Source organism: Paenibacillus algicola, assembly GCF_005577435.1.
In the GTDB taxonomy this organism is placed as follows: domain Bacteria; phylum Bacillota; class Bacilli; order Paenibacillales; family Paenibacillaceae; genus Paenibacillus_AQ; species Paenibacillus_AQ algicola.
The window spans coordinates 1,508,818-1,531,311 of sequence record NZ_CP040396.1 but is presented as its reverse complement, the minus strand read 5'-3'; the positions used below and the strand labels follow the sequence as shown (position 1 = coordinate 1,531,311).

18 protein-coding genes and 1 pseudogene are annotated in these 22,494 nt (G+C 53.4%); 2 read left to right on the top strand and 17 right to left on the bottom strand.

Annotated elements, in window-relative coordinates; all coding sequences use genetic code 11:
• Positions 1-20: 20 nt before the first annotated feature.
• The 14 genes from E6C60_RS06785 to E6C60_RS06725 all read right to left on the bottom strand — a co-directional run bounded on the left by E6C60_RS06785 (position 21) and on the right by E6C60_RS06725 (position 18,135).
• On the bottom strand, positions 21-665 hold the full coding sequence (locus E6C60_RS06785) for a 50S ribosomal protein L25 (RefSeq protein ID WP_138225163.1): 645 nt from the start codon (positions 663-665) through the stop codon (positions 21-23).
• Positions 666-891: 226 nt separating this feature from the next.
• Entirely contained in the window at positions 892-3,237 is a 2,346-nt protein-coding gene (gene pulA, locus E6C60_RS06780) for a type I pullulanase (protein ID WP_138225162.1), read from the bottom strand.
• A 392-nt stretch (positions 3,238-3,629) separates the two neighbouring features.
• Complete coding sequence (gene ptsP / locus E6C60_RS06775; protein WP_138225161.1) at positions 3,630-5,345, bottom strand: phosphoenolpyruvate--protein phosphotransferase; 1,716 nt, start codon at positions 5,343-5,345, stop codon at positions 3,630-3,632.
• Complete coding sequence (locus tag E6C60_RS06770; protein ID WP_138225160.1) at positions 5,338-5,613, bottom strand: HPr family phosphocarrier protein; 276 nt, start codon at positions 5,611-5,613, stop codon at positions 5,338-5,340. Before E6C60_RS06770 ends, ptsP begins: the two co-directional genes overlap by 8 nt.
• A 57-nt stretch (positions 5,614-5,670) precedes the next feature.
• Entirely contained in the window at positions 5,671-7,734 is a 2,064-nt protein-coding gene (gene ptsG, locus E6C60_RS06765) for a glucose-specific PTS transporter subunit IIBC (protein WP_138225159.1), read from the bottom strand.
• 278 nt (positions 7,735-8,012) lie between these two features.
• Positions 8,013-8,867, bottom strand: coding sequence for a glucose PTS transporter transcription antiterminator GlcT (gene glcT / locus E6C60_RS06760; protein ID WP_175415232.1), 855 nt, complete (start codon positions 8,865-8,867; stop codon positions 8,013-8,015).
• Positions 8,868-8,903: 36 nt separating this feature from the next.
• Entirely contained in the window at positions 8,904-10,127 is a 1,224-nt protein-coding gene (locus tag E6C60_RS06755; protein WP_138225158.1) for an aminotransferase class I/II-fold pyridoxal phosphate-dependent enzyme, read from the bottom strand.
• Positions 10,128-10,276: 149 nt separating this feature from the next.
• Positions 10,277-11,818, bottom strand: a complete 1,542-nt coding sequence (locus E6C60_RS06750) for a flotillin lipid rafts scaffold protein FloT (RefSeq protein WP_138225157.1) — start codon at positions 11,816-11,818, stop codon at positions 10,277-10,279.
• Positions 11,819-11,822: 4 nt separating this feature from the next.
• Positions 11,823-12,356 (bottom strand): NfeD family membrane protein, encoded by a 534-nt coding sequence (locus E6C60_RS06745; protein ID WP_138225156.1) that lies wholly within the window; start codon positions 12,354-12,356, stop codon positions 11,823-11,825.
• 111 nt (positions 12,357-12,467) lie between these two features.
• Complete coding sequence (locus tag E6C60_RS20875; RefSeq protein ID WP_175415231.1) at positions 12,468-12,842, bottom strand: hypothetical protein; 375 nt, start codon at positions 12,840-12,842, stop codon at positions 12,468-12,470.
• Between the two features lie 146 nt (positions 12,843-12,988).
• Positions 12,989-14,152: an iron-containing alcohol dehydrogenase gene (locus E6C60_RS06740; protein ID WP_138225155.1), complete on the bottom strand. Its 1,164-nt coding sequence runs from the start codon at positions 14,150-14,152 to the stop codon at positions 12,989-12,991.
• 209 nt (positions 14,153-14,361) lie between these two features.
• Positions 14,362-15,954 (bottom strand): UDP-glucose--hexose-1-phosphate uridylyltransferase, encoded by a 1,593-nt coding sequence (locus E6C60_RS06735; RefSeq protein WP_138225154.1) that lies wholly within the window; start codon positions 15,952-15,954, stop codon positions 14,362-14,364.
• Positions 15,955-15,966: 12 nt separating this feature from the next.
• A complete protein-coding gene (gene galE, locus E6C60_RS06730) occupies positions 15,967-16,956 on the bottom strand; it encodes a UDP-glucose 4-epimerase GalE (protein WP_138225153.1) in 990 nt (329 codons plus the stop codon).
• A complete protein-coding gene (locus E6C60_RS06725; RefSeq protein WP_138227668.1) occupies positions 16,957-18,135 on the bottom strand; it encodes a galactokinase in 1,179 nt (392 codons plus the stop codon). It abuts the gene before it with no gap.
• Between the two features lie 181 nt (positions 18,136-18,316).
• On the opposite strand from E6C60_RS06725, the gene E6C60_RS06720 reads away from it, so the two are divergent.
• Complete coding sequence (locus E6C60_RS06720) at positions 18,317-19,168, top strand: AraC family transcriptional regulator (RefSeq protein ID WP_138225152.1); 852 nt, start codon at positions 18,317-18,319, stop codon at positions 19,166-19,168.
• Positions 19,169-19,283: 115 nt separating this feature from the next.
• Here E6C60_RS06720 and mgrA read toward each other — a convergent pair whose 3' ends face one another.
• From mgrA to E6C60_RS06705, 3 genes are all read right to left on the bottom strand, one after another.
• Positions 19,284-20,288 (bottom strand): L-glyceraldehyde 3-phosphate reductase, encoded by a 1,005-nt coding sequence (gene mgrA, locus E6C60_RS06715; RefSeq protein ID WP_138225151.1) that lies wholly within the window; start codon positions 20,286-20,288, stop codon positions 19,284-19,286.
• 108 nt (positions 20,289-20,396) lie between these two features.
• Positions 20,397-21,155, bottom strand: coding sequence for an NAD-dependent protein deacylase (locus E6C60_RS06710; RefSeq protein ID WP_138225150.1), 759 nt, complete (start codon positions 21,153-21,155; stop codon positions 20,397-20,399).
• Between the two features lie 29 nt (positions 21,156-21,184).
• A complete protein-coding gene (locus E6C60_RS06705; RefSeq protein ID WP_138225149.1) occupies positions 21,185-21,961 on the bottom strand; it encodes an HAD family hydrolase in 777 nt (258 codons plus the stop codon).
• A gap of 212 nt (positions 21,962-22,173) precedes the next feature.
• Here E6C60_RS06705 and E6C60_RS06700 point away from each other — a divergent pair.
• A pseudogene (locus tag E6C60_RS06700) lies at positions 22,174-22,416 on the top strand (KGG domain-containing protein); the annotation flags it as partial.
• Positions 22,417-22,494: the final 78 nt, after the last annotated feature.

Here is a 22,494-nt window from a genome sequence, read left to right as displayed (position 1 = left end):
TATGATTGTATCTGGCGGAGCTACTCCTGTGGTTCTTCCTCCGCGCTGTCGCTGCCAGCTTCCGCGTCCTCTTCGCCGGTCTCTTCCTGCGGCTCAGTGTCCTCAACCAGACGAGGAACGATCACGGAGGCCAGAACCTCCTCATCCTCGGCATGGAGTGTGATCTTCTCCGGAATCTGAAGATCTCCCACCGTCAGCTTATCTCCGACATCCAGTGCAGAAATGTCTGCCTCAATGGAGCTGGGAAGATCGCCCGGCAAGCCTTCTACCTCAAGCTCGGTCACCTGCGTTTGCAAGGTCCCGCCATTCTTGGTACCTACTGCTTCACCCTGATAGCTGACCGGGATCGTGACCCGAACCGGCTTATTCATGGAAATATGGAGAAAGTCTACATGAACCACCTTGCCGGCGCGCTGCTGTACATCCTTGATCAGCACGGGCAGAGATTCAGAGCCCTGAATATTTAGCTTGAAGGATTCTGAACGACCTTTATAAAACAGCTTGGCCGCCTCTTTCAAATCGACGGTTACAGGAATACTTTCTATGCCTGCTCCATATACAACTGCCGGAACACCGCCGTTCTCCCGAATGGTACGCCGGGAGGCGCGTGTAAATTCATTTCGAACCTCAGCTTCCAGTTGAACACTGCTTCTTTTTGACGTCATCTTTAACATCCTCCTTATACGAAACAAGCTTATGTATCCATTACCCCTTCTCCTTGGTAGGTAATCATTTTTGAGGTAAGCGTTTCATCTCAGAGATGCAGGGTAATGATATGTACCCCTCTCTTAAATATATAAAAATGCCGCTTTGCAGGTGCAGCTGCAAAGCGGCATTTTTATGTCCGAATTCTCTGGTAAACGTTGAAGATACATGAATATGGAAGGGCTTCTAGGATGCCCTGCCGCCGAGATTATGGGGGCGAATATCAACACCATCGCTGTGAATGTGAATACGGATGGTCTTCTCCCCCTCCGGAACGGTAATAAAGCGGTCCTGCTCCCATTCCCGGGCTTCCCATTCGTTCAGTCTGAGGATACAGCCAATCTTCTTCACGTCAGCCGCAGTATAGAACACGGCTCCTGCATCCCCGTCTTCCCGAGGAGTCAGTGAAACCTCGCCGTCCTGAACTCCCGTGCCCCAGACCCACAAATTCCAGCCGGCGTAATCCCCATCCTCCCGGTCGTATTTCACGTGAACCTCGGTCAGATCCGACTTCAGCCGCTCCGGATCCTCATACAACACCATACAAGACAGACCTTGTACGGTCACTTCAGCACCGTCTGCCGTGGAGAGCACTTCTGTACCGGCCTCCCGCTCATTAACGACAACATTCCAGCCATATAGAGTCGGCGGCAGCTCCACACTGACAGCCTCCACGCCGCCATTGAACACAGCTACGATCTGCTTCCATTCGTCATTTCCGGCGTGGCTGTGGAGACGGTAGGCTACGACGCGGTCACTGCAGCGGATGATTTCCATATGCTTCTCAATCTCTTCTCTGCGATTCAGCCGAAAAGCCGGATGCTGGCGCCGCAGCCTAATGAGTCCCTGATAATATCGAAAGACCTCTGTAAACCGCTCTTTATGACTCCATGAAATTGCGTTAATGGCATCCCCGCTGCGATAGCTGTTATGATCGCCATATTTCGTGCGAAGCAGCTCATCTCCCGCATGGATCAACGGAATTCCCTGCGAGAGCAGCACCATGCTGTTGGCAAGCAGGCTGCGCTTCACCGCCTCGGATGCAAGAGCCTCTCCCTCTACCACGTCTGCATAAGGTGTGGCAGCAGCAATCTTTGGCATGAGCGGACTTCCGTCGTGCGGCCGGCCGTCTTGCAGCGGGATAAACCCGGCTTCATCCCATTTCCCCATCGTTACCAGCACCTTATCCCACAGGTTGAGGTTATCATGCACGGTTACATAGTTGACGGTTTCTGACGCCTCCAGCGCGAAATCATGGATAGAGCCCATAAGACCCTCCGCGACGGCGCCTTCATACCAGGCTTCACCGGTAGCAAAGCCTTTGCCGCCGCCGTCATTATCCCCCTTGATCGCATGCCGGAAATCGTCATTAAACACGGCAAACCCTTTGCCTCGTTGTGTTCCTTTGACCGTCTGGTTCGCCAGCGGGCTGCCGCCTCCAGTCCATGGCTCGCCATAGATCAGGAGATCGGGAGCCACCTCCCGGCGGAGCTCCTCTACAATCTGAACCATGGTCTCGGTATCTATCAACGCCATCAGATCAAAGCGGAAACCGTCCAGATGATATTCCTCGGCCCAGTAGCGGAGAGAATCCTTGATGAATTTCCGAACCATCGGCCGCTCTGTAGCCAGCTCGTTGCCGACGCCGGAGCCGTTAGAAAGCGTCCCGTCATGATTCTGGCGGTAGAAGTACCCCGGTGCAACAGGCTCAAAGGGACCTTCCTCGACAGAATACGTATGATTGTAGACCACATCCATAATAACCCGGATACCATGCTGGTGAAGAGCCTGAATCATTTCCTTGCATTCCACGATCCGGGTCTCTGGCCTTCGCGGATCCGTGGCGTAAGAGCCTTCGGGCACATTATAATGCTGGGGGTCATATCCCCAGTTATATTCGCCTTCCGGGTCCCAATTGGAGGAGATCAGCTCGTCAACGGTCTTGAAGTCAAAAATCGGCAGCAAATGCACATGGGTCACACCCAGCTCCACCAGATGATCAATGCCCAGCTTGTTCCCGGCCTCATCGCGCAGGCCTGTTTCTGTAAATGCCTTGAACTTTCCTTTATAGGTCATGCCGGAATCCGGCGAAATTGAAAAATCTCTCACATGAAGCTCGTAGAGCACAGCGTCCGTAGGTGAGGCCAGCGGCGGTCTGGTATCGCTCTCCCAGCCATCCGGGCTGCACTGCGCAGGGTCCACGATGGCTCCGCGGCGACCGTTCGCACTGACAGCTCTGGCGTAGGGATCCACAGCCTCATGAAGCTGCCCGTCCTGCTGCCGGATCCGGTACATATAATACCAGCCGGCCCAATCGCCGCTCACGTTGGTTTCCCAAACACCGTTACCCTTTATGAGCATCGGATGCTCGCTGCCCCCGGACTGCGATAGGAGTGACTCTCCCCCCTCGACGCCGTCATTTTTATACAGCATCAACGATACTTGAGCAGCCGATGGAGCCCACAATCTGAATGTGCTGGATGCAGCACTGTAGATGAGGCCAAACCTCTGATCAGTAATCTCTTGGATCATGTCCCTATTCATCATCATCACCGTCACTTTAAATGTAGATTCTAAGCTCTAGTATGGGCGCCTGATTGATAAGACAGACCTGCGGACTCAAAAAATAGGATATATATTTATGCTATGCCGTAGGCGCTAGGCAAGTTCGGGCCTATGTCTTTTATCGGAAAATTCCGCATCATCCATAAGACTTCTGCATAGCCTGCCAACAGCTCAGTCCTATTTAGACAGCTTGCAGATTACTCTCATTTTAGCATAAAAGCCCCCTTCATATTTTTATATTTTTGAAAAAGTATGTAAAAAAGAGGTATCCCTCGCTCTATGAAAGAGCAAAGAATACCTTAAATGTAGTTTGTAGAAGTCAACCTTGAAAAATTGAAAAAGGAAAATGCGCCTATGCCTTATTGGGAAACGGTGCTCTCTACCAGCTCTACGACCTCTTCTGCCGTACGCAGCTCCAGCGCTTTAGACGCCAGCTCCTGCATCTGGGCCTCAGACAGCCGTGAAATCTGACTGCGGGCCGGCAAAATCGAGGTTGCGCTCATGCTGAACTCATCGAGCCCCAGACCGAGCAGCAGCGGAATGGCTACCGGATCTCCGGCCATCTCCCCGCACATGCCCGCCCAGCGGCCTTCTTTGTGTGCAGCGTCAATGACCATCTTCACCAGACGCAGAATCGCCGGGTTATACGGCTGATACAGGTAAGAGACCCGCTCATTCATCCGGTCTGCCGCCATCGTATACTGAATCAGGTCATTGGTGCCTATGCTGAAGAAGTCCACCTCTTTGGCGAACTGATCCGCCATAACAGCCGTTGATGGAATTTCCACCATAATGCCCAGCTGGATGCGATCTGACACCGCAATGCCCTCTGCAGCAAGCTTGGCCTTCTCGTCCTCCAGCAGTCCCTTCGCTTCCCGGAATTCACCTAACGTCGCAATCATCGGAAACATAATCCGCAAATCCCCGTGGACGCTGGCACGAAGCAAAGCACGCAGCTGGGTTCGGAACAGATCCTGACGATCCAGGCACAAGCGAACGGCCCGGAAGCCCAGGAATGGATTCATTTCCTTGGGAAGATCCAGATATGGCAGCTCCTTGTCGCCGCCAATGTCCAAGGTCCGGACGACAACCGGCTTGCCCTGCATTTTTTCCAGAACAGATTTGTAGGCATTGTACTGCACTTCTTCAGAAGGCAGCTTATCCCGTCCCATATACAGAAATTCTGTGCGGTACAATCCTACGCCCTCGCCGCCGTTCTCCAGCACTCCGGTCACGTCATTCGGCGTACCGATATTTGCTGCCAGCTCGACGTGCACACCATCCTGGGTAATGGTCGGCTCTCCGCGAAGCTTACTCCACTCCTCCAGCTGCTTGGCATACTGTTCTTGCTTGTCACGGTATTGGGCTACAGTATCTTCATCTGGATTAATGAACACGAGCCCTTCCAGTCCGTCAACGATGATCAAATCGCCGCTTTCGGCACTGGACAGTATCGACTGAGTTCCAACAACAGCTGGAATTTCCAGAGAGCGTGCCATAATCGCGGAATGCGAGGTGCGTCCCCCGATATTGGTGGTAAACCCTTTAACAAAATTACGGTTTAGCTGCGCTGTGTCCGAAGGCGTCAAATCCTCGGCAATGACGATGACCTCCTCGGAAATTTCCGAAGGGCTCACATAATTCAGTCCCAGCAGATGCTTCAGCACGCGCTTGGTGACATCCCGCATGTCTGCTGCTCTCTCCTGAAGATAAGCACTTTTCATATTTTGAAACATCTCGATAAATTGATTCGCTGTCTCATTCAGAGCATATTCGGCAGCTACCGACTCTTCCCGAATCTTATCCTTGACGGGATTAATCAGCTCCGGGTCGTCCAGGATCAGAAGGTGAGATTCGAAAATCTCCGCCTTCTTCTCTCCCAGCTCCTGCAGCGTGCGGCTCTTGATGTCCTCCAGCTCCGCTCTGGAGCGGCTCAGCGCATCGTCCAGCCGGGCGGCTTCACGGTCAGCATCCTCAACCTGAGTATGCTTGACCGTGTAGTCCGGGTGCTCCAGAATAAATGCTTTTGCAATGGCGATGCCGGCCGAGGCCGCAATACCCTTGATGTTAGTCATTGAGCTCTCCCAGCCCCTCGTTCACCATCACTTCAGCCAGTGCGTTCAGCGCGTCCTCGGCACTAGGCCCTTCGGAGATCAGAGTCAGGCTGTCACCCTGCTCCAAACCCAGGGATAGCACGCCCAGGATCGATTTCAAGGTTACTTTTTTGCCGCTTGCTTCTGCAAAGGATTCTGTGTCCTTAAATTTGTTCGCCGTGTTCACCAGTGCTGTAGCCGGACGTGCGTGGATGCCATCCTCGTCTGTAATTCTGAATGTTTTTTGCATGCTGATCATCCTCTTTCCTTATTTTATGGTTGTTGTATAGAATGTACTTACCCAAAATTATTGAATCGTGATAATATTCTCTTCTCCGGCGGTGACGTTCCCCGTCTTGTTGAGCTTCACCTTGGATCCTTCCGGCAGATTCGAGAAAATCACTGGCGAAATGATCGAAGGCGCGTGCTCCTTCACATAGTCCAGGTCTACCTCCATAATCGGCTGGCCTGCAGCCACCAGATCGCCCTCCTGAACAAGCACTTTAAAGCCCTGTCCCTTCAGCTTCACGGTATTGACGCCGATATGCACCAGCACTTCCTTGCCGCCATCAGACATAATGCCAATGGCATGCTTGCTTGGGAATACATTGAACACCTTGCCGTAGACCGGAGATGCAATGGTTCCATCATGCGGCAGAACGGCAAAGCCATCGCCTGACATGCGCTGAGAGAATACCGGATCAGGCACATTGGAAATATCCATCAGCTCGCCGTTAACCGGAGACACAATATCCTCCAGAATAACCGCATCGCCATCCAATGCCGCCTGCTGCTCCGCTTCGGCCGGCTTGACGTCCCCTGTTGCTGCTTGAGGTGCTTCAGCCGGCGTAATCCCGGACATGATGTCCTGGATCTGCGACTTGATCGTATCAGAGCGTGTACCGAAGATCGCTTGTACATTGTTACCCACTTCGAGTACCCCGGAAGCGCCCAGCTGCTTCAAGCGTTCTTTATCAACATTACCCTTCTCCTTCACCTCTACACGAAGACGGGTAATGCAGGCATCCAGGTGAGCAATATTGCTCTGGCCGCCCAGTGCCGACAGAATGCTGCCCGGCAAATCGTCCTTGCTTCCAGACCTTGCGCTCGCGCCGTCTTTGGCCTCTGACGGCTCCTCCCGACCCGGTGTCCGCAGCTTGAACTTGCGGATCGCGAACCGGAACCCGAAGTAATAAATGACCGCCAGGATCAGACCGACAATGATGACGTTCCACCATGGCGTCCGGTTTGGAATGACACCGAAGATAACGTAGTCAATCAATCCGCCGGAGAAGGTCATGCCGATTTTAGTGCCCAGAATGTGCATCGTCATGAACGACAGACCGGCAAACAGCACGTGAACCACGAACAGCAGCGGTGCCACGAACAGAAAGGAGAATTCCAGCGGCTCTGTAATCCCCGTCAGGAAGGACGTCAAGGCTGCAGAGCCCATGATGCCGGCCACATATTTTTTATGCTCCGGTCTTGCTTCATGATAGATCGCCAGTGCTGCCGCAGGAAGTCCGAACATCATGAACGGGAATTTCCCGGTCATGAAGGTACCCGCTGTGAATTCTACACCGTCCCGCAGCTGGGCCATGAAGATATTCTGATCACCGCGAACCAGCTGCCCGGCGCTATTCACATATTCTCCAAACTCAAACCAGAAGGGAGAGTAGAAAATATGGTGCAGCCCGAAAGGAATCAATCCCCGCTCAACCACCCCGAATACAAAAGCAGACAGTGTGCGGTTCTGCTCCAGCATGAAATGCGATGCAGCATTCAGCCCGATCTGAATCGGTGGCCAGATGACGGTCATGAGCAAGCCCAGCAGCACCGCTGTGGCAGCCGTCATTATGGGAACAAACCGCTTGCCGGCAAAGAAGCCGAGGTACGAGGGCAGCTCAATCCTGAAAAAGCGATTGTACATGCTGGCCGCCAGGATCCCGACCAATATCCCGCCGAACACCCCGGTTGCCAGCGTCGGGATGCCCAGCACACTGGCGTAAGCGTAATCTGTGCCGACCATGGCCGGAGTTACGCCGATGACGGTCCCCATCGTCACATTCAGCACGAGGTAGCCGATAATTGCCGCAAGTCCGGCAACTCCGTCTCCACCAGCCAGGCCGACTGCTACACCGACCGCGAACAGAAGCGGCAGGTTTGTAAACACGATTTGCCCGGCATTCATCATGACCGTTGCAATGGCCTGAACCCAGGCCGTATCCAGCCAGGAGGCATACTGCAGGAAATCCTCGTTGACCAGCATATTCCCCAGACCCAGCAGCAAGCCCGCAGCCGGCAGGATCGCTACAGGCAGCATGAGAGCTTTACCTACTCTCTGTAAAACGCCAAACAGACGCTTAAACATCGTCCATCTCCTTTCTTGATTTCACCTCTCAAGGTGAATCATTAGCAACATACCAACAAAAAAAGGCATAAGCATACAGCAGGACCACTGAGCTGTTTCTCCCCGTAGGTTACCCTGAAAGGGCTGGAAACAACCAAAGAATCCTGTTATATACTCATGCCTGATCGAATCAGTTACACGTTAGATACTGTTGCTTTTCATAAAGACAGAACGTATTGTATCACCCTGATTAGCAGCTTGCAAGAGGTGTAATCCCTGCTCTTGAAAATCTTCATGCATTATTCATGATCTTCCTTCCGCTGGGCAAGCCGCTGTAAGTGAATCGTCAGATAACCCGCTTCGGCCGGATAGACCTTCTTCCCCAGCCGGACCTCCATCATCTTGCTTAATGTCCAGCCTAAGGCGTACATTTCAGGGTATTCCCGCTTCAGCAGCTCATCCAGCCTTCCCTCCTGAGGCTCGGCCTCTCCCCGGCGGATCCGTTCGATAGCGAACCGGAGATGGGTAATCAGGCGGGAATAATCAAGCGAATCCTTGGGAATGACGTATTCCAGCTTGTCCTCTACAATATGCACAAGATCCGATACCAGCCTGGAATGCTTGCGCACCTCGGAAATATGCTGATTCGTCAATGCGCTGTGAAAGTGCAAGGCGATAAAGCCAGCCTCCTCCTCTCCCAAATCCACATCCAGTCGCTGTTTGAGCTTACGCACCGCATATTCTGCCATCCGGAATTCCTCCGGATACAGCTCTTTAGTCTCGTACAAAAAAGGATTATGAATATACAGGCCCTGAGCCTGGCGCTTGATCGCAAATGCAATATGATCGGTTAACGCGACATGAATATGCTCATTCAGCGTTTCCCCGGCCGCGTTCGCCGCATAATGAATGATCTCATTCATGGCTTCGATCAGCTGCTCATCGACTTGAGGCACCAGCTGCTTATACTGCTCCTGCTCCTCCGGCTTCGTTAAGATGAACATTTTCTCTACGAGCGTCAAGGGAATGGCGTCCTTCGGTTTACGGTTAAAGCCGATGCCCTTTCCGATCACGACCACCTCATCATGCCAGGGATGCTTCGCGATAATTACATTATTGTTTAATACCTTGGATACTTGTATGCTGCCCACCATTGCACCTCAATTTACACATTCATATCCTCTATCATATCAAACATCTGCTTCTTGTAGCAAAAAAGCCCCGATGCGGGCAGCCGCTTCCGTCAGTACTTCAGCCTCTTGCACAAGGGCAATGCGTACATACCCTTCCCCCTGCTGCCCAAAAGCAATGCCCGGTACGACAGCCACCCCTGTAGAGAGCAGCAGCTTCCGTGCGAATTGACGGGAATCCCCTGCGTTATGGTCCTGACGAAAGGCTTCCGGCAGCTTGGCCCATATAAACATGGTTGCCTTCGGCTTCTTCACCGTCCAGCCCGCTGCCTCCAGTGCCGCTGTGAACACATCTCTCCGCTTCTCATACAGCAGCGCCGTTTCCCGTTCTGTTCCCGAAGCCATGGCGTGCTCCAGTGCCGCTGCTGCAGCCAGCTGGACAGGAAGAAATACGCCGTAGTCAATATTGCTCTTCAAATCTCTCAGGGCTCCGACTGCTTCTGCATTGCCGGCCAGAAAAGCAATCCGGCAGCCCGCCATATGAAAGCTCTTGGAGAAGGAATGAAATTCCACGGCAATTTCCGAGGCCCCGGGAACCTGAAGGATGCTGACCGGCCGATAATCATCAAAGCCCATTTCCGAATACGCAGCATCATGAACGATGAGCACATTGTGCTTCTTCGCCAGCGCAACCAGCTCGGTAAAAAATGTGAGATCTGCTTGAACCGCAATCGGATTTCCTGGGAAATTGAGCAGCAGAAATTTGGTTCGCTGCCAGATCTGCTCCGGGATCTTGGTTAAATCAGGCATGAAGCCATTCTCTTCCCGAAGTGGCAGCAGCCAGGGCTCGACCCCGGCGAGCTGAAGCGCCCCCGCATAAATGGGATAACCGGGATCCGGCACCATCGCCAAATCTCCCGGGTTGCACACAGCTTGAGCGAAATGGGCAAGTCCATCCTGCGAACCCATCAGCGCCAGAATCTCTGTCTCCGGATTGGTGTCCACCCCGAAGCGATGCTTGAGCCAGGCTGAAGCGGCCTTTCGAAAGGCCGGTGTACCTTGTGAAGACGGGTATGTATATTGATCCTCCTGAAGCACGCTGCGGCTGAGCAGCTCCCGGATTTCCAAGGATGGCGCCCGATCCGGACTTCCGATGCTCAGATCTATCACTTCTCTTCCTCTCTGGGCTGCTTCCTGCTTCCAAGCCTGTATCTCGGCAAATATCGAGCTGCCCATCGCGGCCAGTTTGTCAGAGCGCCATACAGGCGCTGCCGGCTGTTTCATATGGTATCCCTCCTGTTAAGACCATTATACCTTGCTAGGTCCATGGCGTCCTCTTCCTGAAGTGCAGAACATTGGCATAAAAAAAGCATAGCCTCGTCAGAAAGTCTTCTCTGACACGGCTATGCCGATATTGCTGAAGCCAAGAGCCGTTAGATGGTCTCCAGCTCCTTCTCTTCCTTCGCTGCACTGGTCTCCAGCAGGACCTTTGCCGGCTCAAGCTTCGCCGGCTCCGCAGCAGCAGGGGACGACTTCTTCGTCAATCCCTGGATCAACGCCTCGACGTCGATGCCTGACACACTTTTCAGCATTTCCGGAGCGGTGGACATCAGCTCCGTCACATAGTTGCTGACCCGGGCTGCACCTTCACCTTTACCGGTGTCCACAACCGTCAGCTTATCAATGGACGAGATTGGCTCTGCAATCTTGCCGGCGAGCTCTGGCAGCATCTTCACAATAATGTCGAGTACAGCCGCTTCACCGAACTTCGAGAAGGCTTCCGCCAGCTTCTCCTTCGCTTCTGCTTCCGCCAAGCCGCGAAGACGAATGACCTCCGCATCAGCCGAGCCCTTCGCCCGCTCGGCATCAGCGATAGCCATACCGTCCAGACGCTTCTGCTCCGCCGAAGCCTTTGCCTGGGTTTCAATGGAGTACTGAACCGCATCCGCCTCGCGCATCCGGCGGGCCTTCTCCGCCTCAGCCGCCTGCACTACCGCATAACGATCTGCATCGGCCTTCTTCTTGACCTCTGCATCATACTGCTTCTCTCGAACCATAATTTCCTTCTCTTGAATATCAATCTCCCGCTCTTTCCGAACGAGCTCGACCTTCATTTGTTCTTCAACAACGGTCTGCTTCGCACGGGCTTCTTGAATATGATAAGCCTGATCGGCCTCGGCCTTTGCTGTATCCTGATCGCGCTTGAACGCAGCCACCTTCAGCTCCTTCTCCTTGGAAGCTTCCGCAATGTTCGTATCCCGCACCAGCTCTGCCTTCTGTCCTTCCTCTTCCGCACGTGCCTTCTGAATTCTGGCATCCCGAACGGCTTCGGCTTCGGCAATCTCAGCATCGCGCTTTACGGTAGCGATCCGCGGCTTACCGAGCGCTTCCAGATAGCCGTGCTTGTCTCGGACATCCTTGATCGTGAAGGAAACGATTTGCAGGCCCATTTTCTTCAAATCACGTGCGGCTACGCCCTGCACTTCCTGCGCAAATTTATCCCGGTTCCGATATACCTCTTCTACCGTCATGGAGCCCAGGATCGCGCGCAGATGACCCTCGAGCACTTCTTGTGCTTCTCCCTTCAGCGCTTCAATCGGCTTGCCCATAAACTGCTCTGCCGCTGTCGCCACGTCTTCAATCGAGCTGCCGACTTTGATAATCGCGACGCCGTCAGCCATAACCGGTACCCCTTGCTCCGTGTACACTTCCGGCGTCATAACATCCAGCTTATGAGACAGGAGCGATACAAACTCCGAGCGTTGAAAGATCGGAAGGATAAATGCACCGCCGCCGCGGACAATCTTGATTCTCCGGCCGGATTCATCCGACGAAATGTTCTTGCTCCCGAGAAACGAGCCCGTCACGATCATTGCTTCGTCCGGACTTACGGTCTTGTAGCGGGCCCAGAACGCAAGACCCAATACGACAATGACCCCAATGACAACCGACGGAATAATTAAAAATTCTGGCATGCTGTTACACCTCTCCCTTGACTTCTTCTAGTTCAGACACTCGGAGGACGCCATCCACCACATCAATCACGACGACCCGCACCCCTGCAGGAACCGGCCGCTGATCAAAGCTTGAGGCAATATGGAGGGTATTGCTGGCACCGACCCGTACCATGACCTCACCGTAGCCGATGGCTGGAAGGGGAATCATCACTTCACCGATTCGTCCTGCCAGCTCCTGTACGGAGAAGCCGGTCGAGTTCTCACTGTTCTCCATGGGACGGACATAGCCGAAATAGACTACGACTGAGACAGCGGCTGAGATCAGCAGCGACAGCATAATGACGAAGAGCAGGCTGAATTCCGTGTATGTAGTCAGCATGATGCCCGACCCGCCGAACACAGTTACCGCCGCTGCAATGACCATAGGATTCAAAACATCCAAGGACAAAAAATCAAGCGCCCCATCCAATGCCCCACTGAGAACATCCCCCAGCAGAACGCTTACAATGGCGAACAACACGCCGCCTGTCAAGCATCCCCAAAACAGTGCCTCCATATTGACTGCCTCCCCGAGTTGAACCTTACTGTATAGATAACTCTTTTTACGAAGAAAAGTTAACATCGTTTCAAAAATTTGTATTCGAATTGCGCAAAAAGGGGCTGTCCCTCATGATCTAGGGTCTTGCGGGATGGCCTCGTTTGTTGTTACGAGATGCTCCGCGTACGAAACGTCCCCCCCCTCGCTGCTGCCCCCAAAAACAGGTAACACAAAGAAACCGCCCTTTGGCAGAATGGAAGTGTCTAGCAACCATTTAAAAAGGAGCGGTTTCATTTGTACATTCAATATACCATGGATCAACTTTATCTGCTCATGGATGTAGAAGACGACATTCCATTCAATCCCCTTGTTAATGTAGTCCATGAAGCGGTCCATCGCCTTGATGACCGAATCTTCCAGGCTGCATATCCTGGTGGAGGTCGGATGGCTTTGACTCGCCCATAACCTGTTGAAGAAGGCGGCAATAGACCACAATAAAGACATGGCGGTGCCGGGATCACCTCCCTGACTCCGCCATGTCTTTATTTTGCTTCAGATCTCATTCAAGTGAGCTGCCTCGTTAAACAAGAATCTACTTTTGGAACAGCTCCGTATGGGACAGCCCCGTATGCTCCATAAGCTCATTAAGCTTACAGTGACATGTTGTAAATCTCAATCACGTCCTGACGTTCCAGCTTGCGGAAGTTGCCGAACGGTCCAAAGCGGACAGACTTATCTGCCATAACCTCGATGTCCTTGTCATCAATATCGTAATCGGCCAGAGAGCTCGGCGCCCCGATTGAGGTCCAGAAGGACCGAAGAGCCTCAATGCCTTCAAGGCCAATCTCTTTGTCGCTCTTGCCTGCAGGATCTACACCCATGACCTGAACAGCCAGCTGCTTGAAGCGTTCTGGCTGAACGTCGATATTGTACTTCATCCAGTTCGGGAACAGGATAGCCAGGCCTCCGCCATGCGGTATGTCATACACGGCTGAAACGGCATGCTCGATATTATGAGTCGCCCAGTCGCCGCGCAGCCCCATGCTGATCATGCCATTGAGCGCCATTGTACTGCAGTACATGATCGTTTCACGCAGCTCGAAATTGTTGAGGTCCTCCACCAGCTTCGGCGCTGTTTCCATAACCGTACGCAAAATGGTTTCACAGAACCCGTCCTGCACCGGCGTGTTGGAATCGAGATGGAAGTAATGCTCCAGCACATGCGACATAATATCTACAATGCCGTATACCGTCTGATCCTTTGGCAGGGAGAAGGTATGCTCTGGATCTAATATAGAAAATGCAGGGTAAGCGTAGAGGCTGCCCCAGCCCATTTTTTCCTGTGTAGCCTCGTTTGTAATGACAGAGCCGCCGTTCATTTCAGAGCCCGTAGCCGCCATTGTCAGCACCGTGCCTAACGGCAGTCCGGCCTCCGGCGCAGCCTTGCGCTCTACAAAATCCCACATGTCACCTTCATACTTGGCACCAACAGCAATTGCCTTGGCACAGTCCAGTACACTGCCGCCGCCAACCGCTAGAATCAGCTCAATACTGTTCTCCCGGCAAAGCTCAACGCCGCGGTGAACCGTGGACAAGCGGGGATTGGGCTCCACGCCGGCAAGCTCCGTTACCTCTGCGCCTGCTTCCTTCAGCAGAGACAGGGTCTGGTCATACAGTCCACTGCGTTTAATGCTTCCTCCGCCATAAACCAGCAGCACCTTCTTGCCGTACTTCGAAACTTCGGCTGGTAAAGAGCTCAGCTTGCCCTTTCCAAAAATCAAGGTCGTAGGATTATAAAATTCAAAAGGACCCATCTGATCACCCTCCAGTTATATGTAATCCAAATTTCTTTGGTTTCAGCCACTCATTATACTACCCCCGCGAACGGATTTCAAAACGGTCCCTTGCGGCCTGGATGTATATACCAATCCTTGGGGTGCAAAAAGAAAGGACATAGCCGCCCGGAATCTCTCCCAGAGCTGCTATGTCCTGTGTTTACAGCGTAGTGGTGCTTATGCCTTAATTATAAGCCGGATCGTTGAAATCCCATGTGATCCAGGAATTGATGGAAGCCCTGACGCCCGGCTTCCGTATGCTTGTACACGCCGGCCTGTTCCAAAATTTCTGTGAAAATCTCCCCGACGGCTTCCCGGATGACGTGCTGCGCCTCTTCCTTGGAGAGCCCATCAGCATGCTCTTGCTTCAGCTGCTCAATCCATGGAAGATGTACCTGAAGCGGATTGGAGTCCTCCTGCGCAGTAGCGTAAAGCGCCGTGTCGCCAGCCAGAATATCTCCCACCTGGTCCAGCTCGCTCTTGAGCCTTCCCGGCAGGATTGCCAAGCCCATGACCTCAATGAGCCCGATATTTTCTTTCTTGATATGATGCATTTCCCGGTGTGGATGGAAAATCCCTTCCGGATGCTGCTCGTTCGTCCGGTTGTTGCGGAGCACGAGATCCAGCTCATAGCCGCCATCTGCACTTCGGCGGGCGATCGGAGTCACTGTATTATGAGGTACCCGCTCCCCTTCCGCATCGCTCCATGCTTCAATGTCAAGTGCTGAATCGCTGTAGCCTTTCCAGGCTTCATAAATCTCGTTCGCGCATTCCAGCAGAGCTTCTGGGTCTTCTGCCGTCAGTCTCAGAACCGACATCGGCCAGTTCACAATGCCGGCAGTAACACCTTTATGACTGGTGTGTTCATAGACTGCAAGGACCTCAGCCTTCTGAATCGGGAACGTATGGCGACCTCCCTGAAAATGATCATGCGTCAGGATGGAGCCGCCCACGATGGGCAGATCTGCATTGGAGCCCAGGAAATAATGCGGGTACGCTTCCACAAAGCCTAAGAGACGACGCAGCGTGTCCTTGGTCAGCTTCATCGGCACATGGTCATGATGCAGCACGATGCAATGCTCGTTGTAATAAACATAGGGAGAATATTGAAACAGCCATTTCTCCTGATTCAGCTCCAGCGGAATGACGCGGAGATTCTGGCGGGCCGGATGATTAACCCGTCCGGCATAACCGACATTTTCGCGGCATAGCTGGCATTTAGGATACACTGGAGGCGGGAGCAGCTTGGCCATGGCAATTTCCTTCGGGCTTTTTTCCGGCTTGGACAGGTTAATTGTAATTTCAATATCACCATAAGAGCTGTTATACCGCCAGAATTCATTCTTTGCCACGCGGTCCATCCGGATATAGTTGCTGTCGATGCACAGCTTGTAGAAATAATCCGTAGCCGCTTCAATGCCCTGCTCTTCCTTCAGCTGCATGAATCGGCCTGTGACCTCGGAGGGCCTGGCCATCAGCAAGCCCATGATTTTGGCATCCATCAGATCACGGTAGGTGTCGCTGTTGTCGGGAATGAGACCCTTGGAGGCGGCTGCATCAATGAGTATATCGACCATTGGCTGCGGGCTGTCCGGTACCGGCTGAGTGATCTCCTCCAGCAGCGGCTCTGTATAGCCCAGCAGATCCAGCAGAAGGTTCCGGCTGTAATCCGTATCACTGTCCTGAATAAGCTGCTGGCGCAGCGCAAACTGCACCAGCTGTTCTATCGCATGCAGCACCTGATAGGGCTCGGGTGCTGCCTGATTCAATTCCTGTTCCATGCTGCGGCCTCCTTAGTTGCTCTCATAACCGTTCGGATGACTGACATGCCATCTCCATGCATCCTGAATAATATCCTCCAGCTTCACACGGGCTGGCTGCCATCCTAGAACAGTACGTGCTTTGTCTGAGGAAGCCACCAGAACTGCGGGATCTCCCGCGCGCCGCGCTTCCATCACGACCGGAATCTCGCGGCCGGTGACGGCTTTGGAGGTTTCAATGACTTCTTTGACGGAGAAGCCCTGACCGTTGCCCAGATTGAACACATTGCTGTCCTCGCCGCGGCGCAGGTACTCCACGGCCCGAAGATGCGCATCCGCCAGATCGCTGACATGAATATAGTCTCTGACACAGGTGCCGTCCGGTGTAGCATAATCGTCTCCGAATACGGAAATATGCGGACGCTGCTGCAGCGCAGTTTGCAGCACCAACGGGATCAAGTGACTCTCCGGACGGTGGTCTTCTCCGATTTTGCCGCTGGCATGAGAGCCGGCTGCATTGAAGTAGCGCAGTGATACATATTTGATGCCGAGCACCTGATCAAACCAGGCCATCATTCTCTCCATCATCAGCTTGGTCTCGCCGTACACGTTGGTCGGCTGCGTGCGGTCTTTTTCTTCGATAGGCACTTTTTCCGGTTCGCCGTAAGTGGCCGCTGTGGAGCTGAAGACAATCTTCCGCACCCCTGCCTCATTCATGGCTTCCAACAGGCACAGCGTTCCATAGACGTTATTGTCGTAGTATTTCACAGGGTCCTTCATGCTCTCACCAACGAGAGAGTTGGCTGCAAAGTGAATGACCGCATCAATCTCATTTTCGGCAAACAGCGTCTTCAGCAGCTCCTTGTTACGCAGGTCTCCCTGATACAGCTTGCCACCCAGCAGCGCTTCCTTGTGCCCGGTTTCCAGACTGTCGATCACAACAACCTCTTCGCCGCGCTCCAGCAGCTCCGCAACCGTATGCGAGCCGATGTATCCGGCTCCTCCCGTTACCAAAATTGCCATTTACAGCACCCCTTTCAGTTCGTGTACACCTTGGCCAACACCGCATACATAGAAATCCGGTTTCAGTCCGGTTCTCTTCTCGTAACCGACAGCGACCTCGGCAATGACCTGCTCCACATGATCCTCGTGCACCAGCGCGACCGTGCAGCCGCCGAAGCCGGCTCCCGTCATCCGGGCGCCCAGAGTGCCCTCCTGCCGCTGGAACTCCTCGACCATGACATCCAGCTCATCTCCGGTCACTTCATACAGATGGCGCAGTGAAGCATGGGAGTCGTTCATGAAGCTGCCGAACGCCTGAAGGTTATTCTCTTTCAATGCTGCTACTGAATCCAGCACGCGCTGGTTCTCTTCGACCACATGCTGAGCCCGCTTGCGCACGGTTTCATCCTCAATGACACCCTGCAGCTCCTGGAACTGCTCCGGTGTAAGCTGCGCCAGGTAATTCAATTCCGGTCTTGTGCCTTGAAGCTGCTCCAGCGCGGAATCACATTCGCTGCGCCGCTCATTGTATTTGGAATCCACCAGGCCGCGGCGCTTGTTCGTGTTCGCGATAACAATCTTATAGCTGCCTGTTTCAAAAGGCACCAGATCATATTCCAGCGTGTCGCACATCAGCAGAATCGCATGATTGCTGCGGCCGTTCGCAACAGCAAACTGATCCATGATACCGGAGTTCACACCGACGAACTGATTCTCGGCGCGTTGGGACAGCTTCGCAATTTCTACAGGATCCCGATCACAGCCCTCCATGGACATAAACGCATAGGCAGTCACTACCTCGATGGAAGCTGAGGAAGATAAGCCCGCACCGTTCGGGATATCGCCGTGATACAAGAGCTCATAGCCTTTAGTAAGAGAGCAGCCCAGCTTCTCCAGCTCGACGATGACGCCAACCGGATAATCTGTCCATTCCCCAGTCTTGCCCCCATAGCTCTCCTCCGGTCCCGCTGCTGCTTCGTATGGCAGGTTCGTCGAGGCAAATGCAACCTGATTGTCCTTGCGCTCGCGAATCAAGAGCGTGGTGCCGAATTCCAGCGCCGCAGGCAGTACATAACCGCCATTATAATCAAGATGCTCGCCAATCAGATTGACGCGTCCCGGTGCGTTAAACATCCGCAGAGGAGCATCACTGGTACCGTACTTACTATGAAATGTGGATACTAATGATTCCAGGTTCATTATGTTCACTCCATCCTATTTTCTAAATCCATCTGTCTTGACTCCAGTATAGAAGAAAGCTCTTTTTCGATTAATGCAATCTTGTGTGCTACATATGGATATATGTGACTTCTCATAGTAAAATACAAGAGTTAGAACAACAGGATGCTACAACCTGATGACCCCTGAAGGCAGGTGCTGTATGTCAAACGAAGAAACATATTCGGTTTCCTCCAGTCCCGTGTTACCATTGCATGACCGTCTTATTGTGCTTTTTTCGGGGGTGAGCCAGACGACTCCCCTTCATGCCCTTGGTCCCAAATTGTATGATTATTACCTGCTGCATCTTGTGGAGGCTGGTAAAGGCACCTTCCAGACGGAGCATGCTCTATATGAGCTGGGCCCCGGCGATGCGTTTCTCATTCATCCCGGTCAATTGGTCAGCTATGTATCTGACGCGGAGGAGCCCTGGCGTTACCGCTGGGTCGCCTTTAAGGGTCAGGAGGCGGAGGGCCTGGTCAAAGCTGCAGGCATGCTGCCGGACACACCGGTCGTATTTAACCCCGGTTCTCACAGGCCCGCCCGATATATAAGGCTGATTCAGGAGTGCTTCAGCCGCAAGCAGGATCAGGCACATATTGCCGCCTCCGGCTACTTCCAGCTGCTCTGGGCCGAGCTGATGACTCATACCCGGCGACATGTGCTGCCCTCTGCAGCGGAAACGCAGATCCAGCGAACAGTCAAGCAAATGATTACCGTCATGACCTCCCAGTACGCGCATCCTGTATCCATTGAGCAGATGTGCGCCAGCCTGGGGTATAACCGCGCTTATTTATCGCGCATATTCAAGAAGGAGACCGGCCTCCCTCCGGTTACGTATCTGCTCAAGCTGCGAATGGACCGGGCCAAGCGGCTGCTGCGGGAGCGTCCGGACCTGTCGGTGGAGCAGGTGTCCGCCTCTGTAGGCCTGCCCGACAGCCTTTACTTCTCCCGTCAGTTCAAGCGCTTCTGCGGTATGTCTCCCACCGCCTACCGACGGGAGAATTCTGGCTGATGCTCCCACTAAGTCATGGCAAAGCCCGCTTTCCTCGGCAGAAAGCGGGCTTCTGGCTGATGCCGCCCTGACAGCTCAAGGACTACGGAGCACCATTTCCGGCTGCGGTGAGGCATCAGGCCTCCGGTTCTTTTTTCAGAATGGACTCAATCCGGTCCAGCTCCTCTTTAGAGAACTCCAGATTACTGAGAGCCCCCACATTGTCCTCAATCTGGCTAACCTTGCTCGCCCCGATCAGGGCTGAGGTAACCCGGCCTCCACGCAGCACCCAAGCGAGAGCGAATTGAGCCAGGCTCTGGCCCCGGGCGGCAGCCATCTGATTCAAGGCGCGGATTTTGCGGAGCACCTCTGGTGTAATATTGCTTTCATGCAGAAACTGGGAAGCGCTGGCTGCCCGGGAGTCGTTCGGAACTCCATTCAAATATTTGTTGGTCAGCAGTCCCTGGCCGAGCGGCGTAAATGCAATGCTTCCTGCGCCCTGTTCGTCCAGCACATCAAGCAGGCCCTGCTCCACCCAGCGGTTCAGCATGGAATAGCTCGGCTGATGAATAAGCAGCGGTGTACCCAGCCTTCTTAAAATTTCAGCCGCTTCTTTGGTCTTCTCTGGCGTGTAGTTGGAAATACCGACGTACAGCGCTTTACCGGAACGAACGATATGATCCAGCGCCATCATCGTCTCCTCCAGCGGTGTATCGGGATCCATCCGGTGTGAGTAGAAAATGTCCACGTAGTCAAGACCCATCCGCTTCAGGCTCTGATCGAGGCTGGACACCAGATATTTCCGCGAGCCCCAGTCTCCGTAAGGTCCGGGCCACATGTAATAGCCGGCCTTAGAGGAGATAATCATCTCGTCACGGTAGGCCTTCAGGTCCTTCGCGAGCACCTGTCCGAAGGTTTCCTCGGCGGAGCCCGCCGGCGGACCGTAGTTGTTGGCGAGATCAAAGTGCGTGATTCCAAGGTCGAAAGAGCGGGTCACCATGCTCCGCGCATTTTCGAAGGAGTCAATCCCTCCAAAGTTATGCCACAAGCCGAGGGAAATAGCCGGCAGCTTCAAGCCGGATCGCCCGCAGCGATTATATATCATACCTTCATAGCGGTCTTCACTCGCTACATATGTCATTGGTCATCCCTGCCTCTCCATTTGGAAATATGCTTTGGTCATACAATTCATACTATATGATTAACCCAAACTGCGGCCGCTTGCGTCGCTGCACCGTAAATTCCAGGCTTACACGCTGCTGCGCAGCATTCCGTTCACCTTGTCCATCACTTCACCGATGCGCTCGGTAATCAGCAGGCCTGCCCTGTGATCATACGGTGTCGGGTCCCCGTTTAAAATGGCAGTCCGGCTTCCCTGATAGTAGTTGATTAATCCCGCTGCCGGGTGAACGGTCAGAGAAGTTCCTCCGACAATCAGCAGATCCGCTATTGAAATTTCATGGATTGCCCGCTTTAACAGCTGATGATCCAGCTCCTCCTCATACAGCACCACATCCGGCTTGATCATTCCGCCGCAATCGGCGCAGCGGGGCACTAGCTCTTTGATTTCCATCACCTGCTGAAGTGAATAAAAGCGGTTGCAGTCCATGCAATAATTGCGGTGCACCGAGCCATGCAGCTCCAGTACCTCGCCGCAGCCTGCGGTCTGGTGGAGGCCGTCGATGTTTTGGGTAATTACCGCCTTCAGCTTGCCCTCCTGCTCCAGGCGCGAGAGCAGCTGGTGGCAGCCGTTTGGACGCGCCGCCGGGTGCAGCATTTTGCTGCGGTAGAAATCATAGAATATGTCCGGCTTCTCCATAAAAAAGCTATGGCTGAGCATAATTTCCGGCGGATAGGGAGAATGATGCTCACTTTGATACAATCCCGCCGCCGAGCGGAAATCAGGAATTCCGCTTTCCGTAGAGGTTCCGGCTCCGCCAAAAAAGACGATGTAATCGCTTGCTTCGATCCAGGTCGCGAGCATTTCTATTTTTTCATTGCTTTCCACCTGCGCACCTCCCGTAGAACGTCTGGCCATCAGGCCTTTAATCTAATTTCATTATAATCGCTGATAATCAGATCGGCATCCACGAGATGTTGCGCATCCCCATGATCAGCATCTCCTTCGTAAAGACCGATCGCCAGCGCACAGCCTGCCTGCTTCGCCATCTGCATGTCGCCGTTACTGTCTCCAATGACCGCGACCTCTTCCGGCTGAAGACCAAGCTGCCTGCAGGCCGCAAGCGCCATATCCGGGCCGGGCTTGCCCTGCTTGACCTGATCACGGCCAATAATGACCGGGAAATTCTCCAAAAGGCCCATCCAGGCCAAATGTTCCTTCGCTGCAGCCGTCGTATCGGAGGTGACAACGGCCAACGGAAGCTTGAGTGTCCGGCACTGCTTCAGCAGCTCATTCAGCCCGGGCATGGGAAAAGCCGGCCTGGTCTGCCTTACCTGAACCATGGCATTTTTCTCCATCTGCCGGACTTGCAGCAGCGCTTCATTCCACGGCATTCCTGCCGCATACAGCTGCCAGGCTAACAGCCCGATCGTTTCCTCGGCCGTAGCCATCGCGAGCGGACCTTTCCGGTCATAGGAATACAGCTGCCCTAAGGAATCCTGCAGCGTACCGAGCACCTTGTCTCTCGAACCGGTAAACCCTTTACCGATCAGCTCCAGCCGCTCCTCCAAAGCCTGCAGCATGTAGCTTGCCCAGCCGCCCCATAAAGACATGAAATGCAGCAACGTGCCGTCCTTGTCAAACAGCAGCCCGCTGCAGATCATACGACGCTCTTGGATCTCAAGCACCGGCACAGCCTTCCCCTCCTTTTCTTCTCCATCTTACACTTTCTGTTTACTTCTGCAAGTTTCCTTTCGAGCAGCAGACTCTGTTCAAAAAACAGACAAAAAAACCCCTCTTATTTTCCATTCTTTAGTTTATTTTTCTGTTTCATGACAACTAGGGTGTGGTAAGTAAGTCGTGCGGTAACCAATAAAAGGATGATGGAGAAGGAGGAACAACCAAGATGGCCAAGAAAAATAACGGACAAAAAATGACCCGCGAAGAAGCTGGACGCTTAGGCGGTGAAGCAACAGCGAAGAAGCATAACCGTGAATTTTATCAGGAAATCGGCAAAAAAGGCGGACAAGCTACCTCCAAAAATCACAGTCGCGAGTTCTACCAGGAAATCGGGCAAAAAGGCGGCGAGGCAACTTCCCGCAATCATGACCGTGAATTTTACCAGGAAATCGGCCGCAAGGGCGGAAAAAAATAGCCATAGATGGAAGTTTACAAGAGCGTGCTCCTCACGAATGAAGGAGACGCTCTTTTTCTCATATAATAAGGA

Bases quoted from the DNA above. Each gene is read 5' to 3' on its own strand.
- E6C60_RS06785 (WP_138225163.1), bottom strand. From the start codon at position 665: ATGACGTCAAAAAGAAGCAGTGTTCAACTGGAAGCTGAGGTTCGAAAT.
- pulA (WP_138225162.1), bottom strand. From the start codon at position 3,237: ATGATCCAAGAGATTACTGATCAGAGGTTTGGCCTCATCTACAGTGCT.
- ptsP (WP_138225161.1), bottom strand. From the start codon at position 5,345: ATGACTAACATCAAGGGTATTGCGGCCTCGGCCGGCATCGCCATTGCA.
- E6C60_RS06770 (WP_138225160.1), bottom strand. From the start codon at position 5,613: ATGCAAAAAACATTCAGAATTACAGACGAGGATGGCATCCACGCACGT.
- ptsG (WP_138225159.1), bottom strand. From the start codon at position 7,734: ATGTTTAAGCGTCTGTTTGGCGTTTTACAGAGAGTAGGTAAAGCTCTC.
- glcT (WP_175415232.1), bottom strand. From the start codon at position 8,867: ATGGTGGGCAGCATACAAGTATCCAAGGTATTAAACAATAATGTAATT.
- E6C60_RS06755 (WP_138225158.1), bottom strand. From the start codon at position 10,127: ATGAAACAGCCGGCAGCGCCTGTATGGCGCTCTGACAAACTGGCCGCG.
- E6C60_RS06750 (WP_138225157.1), bottom strand. From the start codon at position 11,818: ATGCCAGAATTTTTAATTATTCCGTCGGTTGTCATTGGGGTCATTGTC.
- E6C60_RS06745 (WP_138225156.1), bottom strand. From the start codon at position 12,356: ATGGAGGCACTGTTTTGGGGATGCTTGACAGGCGGCGTGTTGTTCGCC.
- E6C60_RS20875 (WP_175415231.1), bottom strand. From the start codon at position 12,842: ATGTCTTTATTGTGGTCTATTGCCGCCTTCTTCAACAGGTTATGGGCG.
- E6C60_RS06740 (WP_138225155.1), bottom strand. From the start codon at position 14,152: ATGGGTCCTTTTGAATTTTATAATCCTACGACCTTGATTTTTGGAAAG.
- E6C60_RS06735 (WP_138225154.1), bottom strand. From the start codon at position 15,954: ATGGAACAGGAATTGAATCAGGCAGCACCCGAGCCCTATCAGGTGCTG.
- galE (WP_138225153.1), bottom strand. From the start codon at position 16,956: ATGGCAATTTTGGTAACGGGAGGAGCCGGATACATCGGCTCGCATACG.
- E6C60_RS06725 (WP_138227668.1), bottom strand. From the start codon at position 18,135: ATGAACCTGGAATCATTAGTATCCACATTTCATAGTAAGTACGGTACC.
- E6C60_RS06720 (WP_138225152.1), top strand. From the start codon at position 18,317: ATGTCAAACGAAGAAACATATTCGGTTTCCTCCAGTCCCGTGTTACCA.
- mgrA (WP_138225151.1), bottom strand. From the start codon at position 20,288: ATGACATATGTAGCGAGTGAAGACCGCTATGAAGGTATGATATATAAT.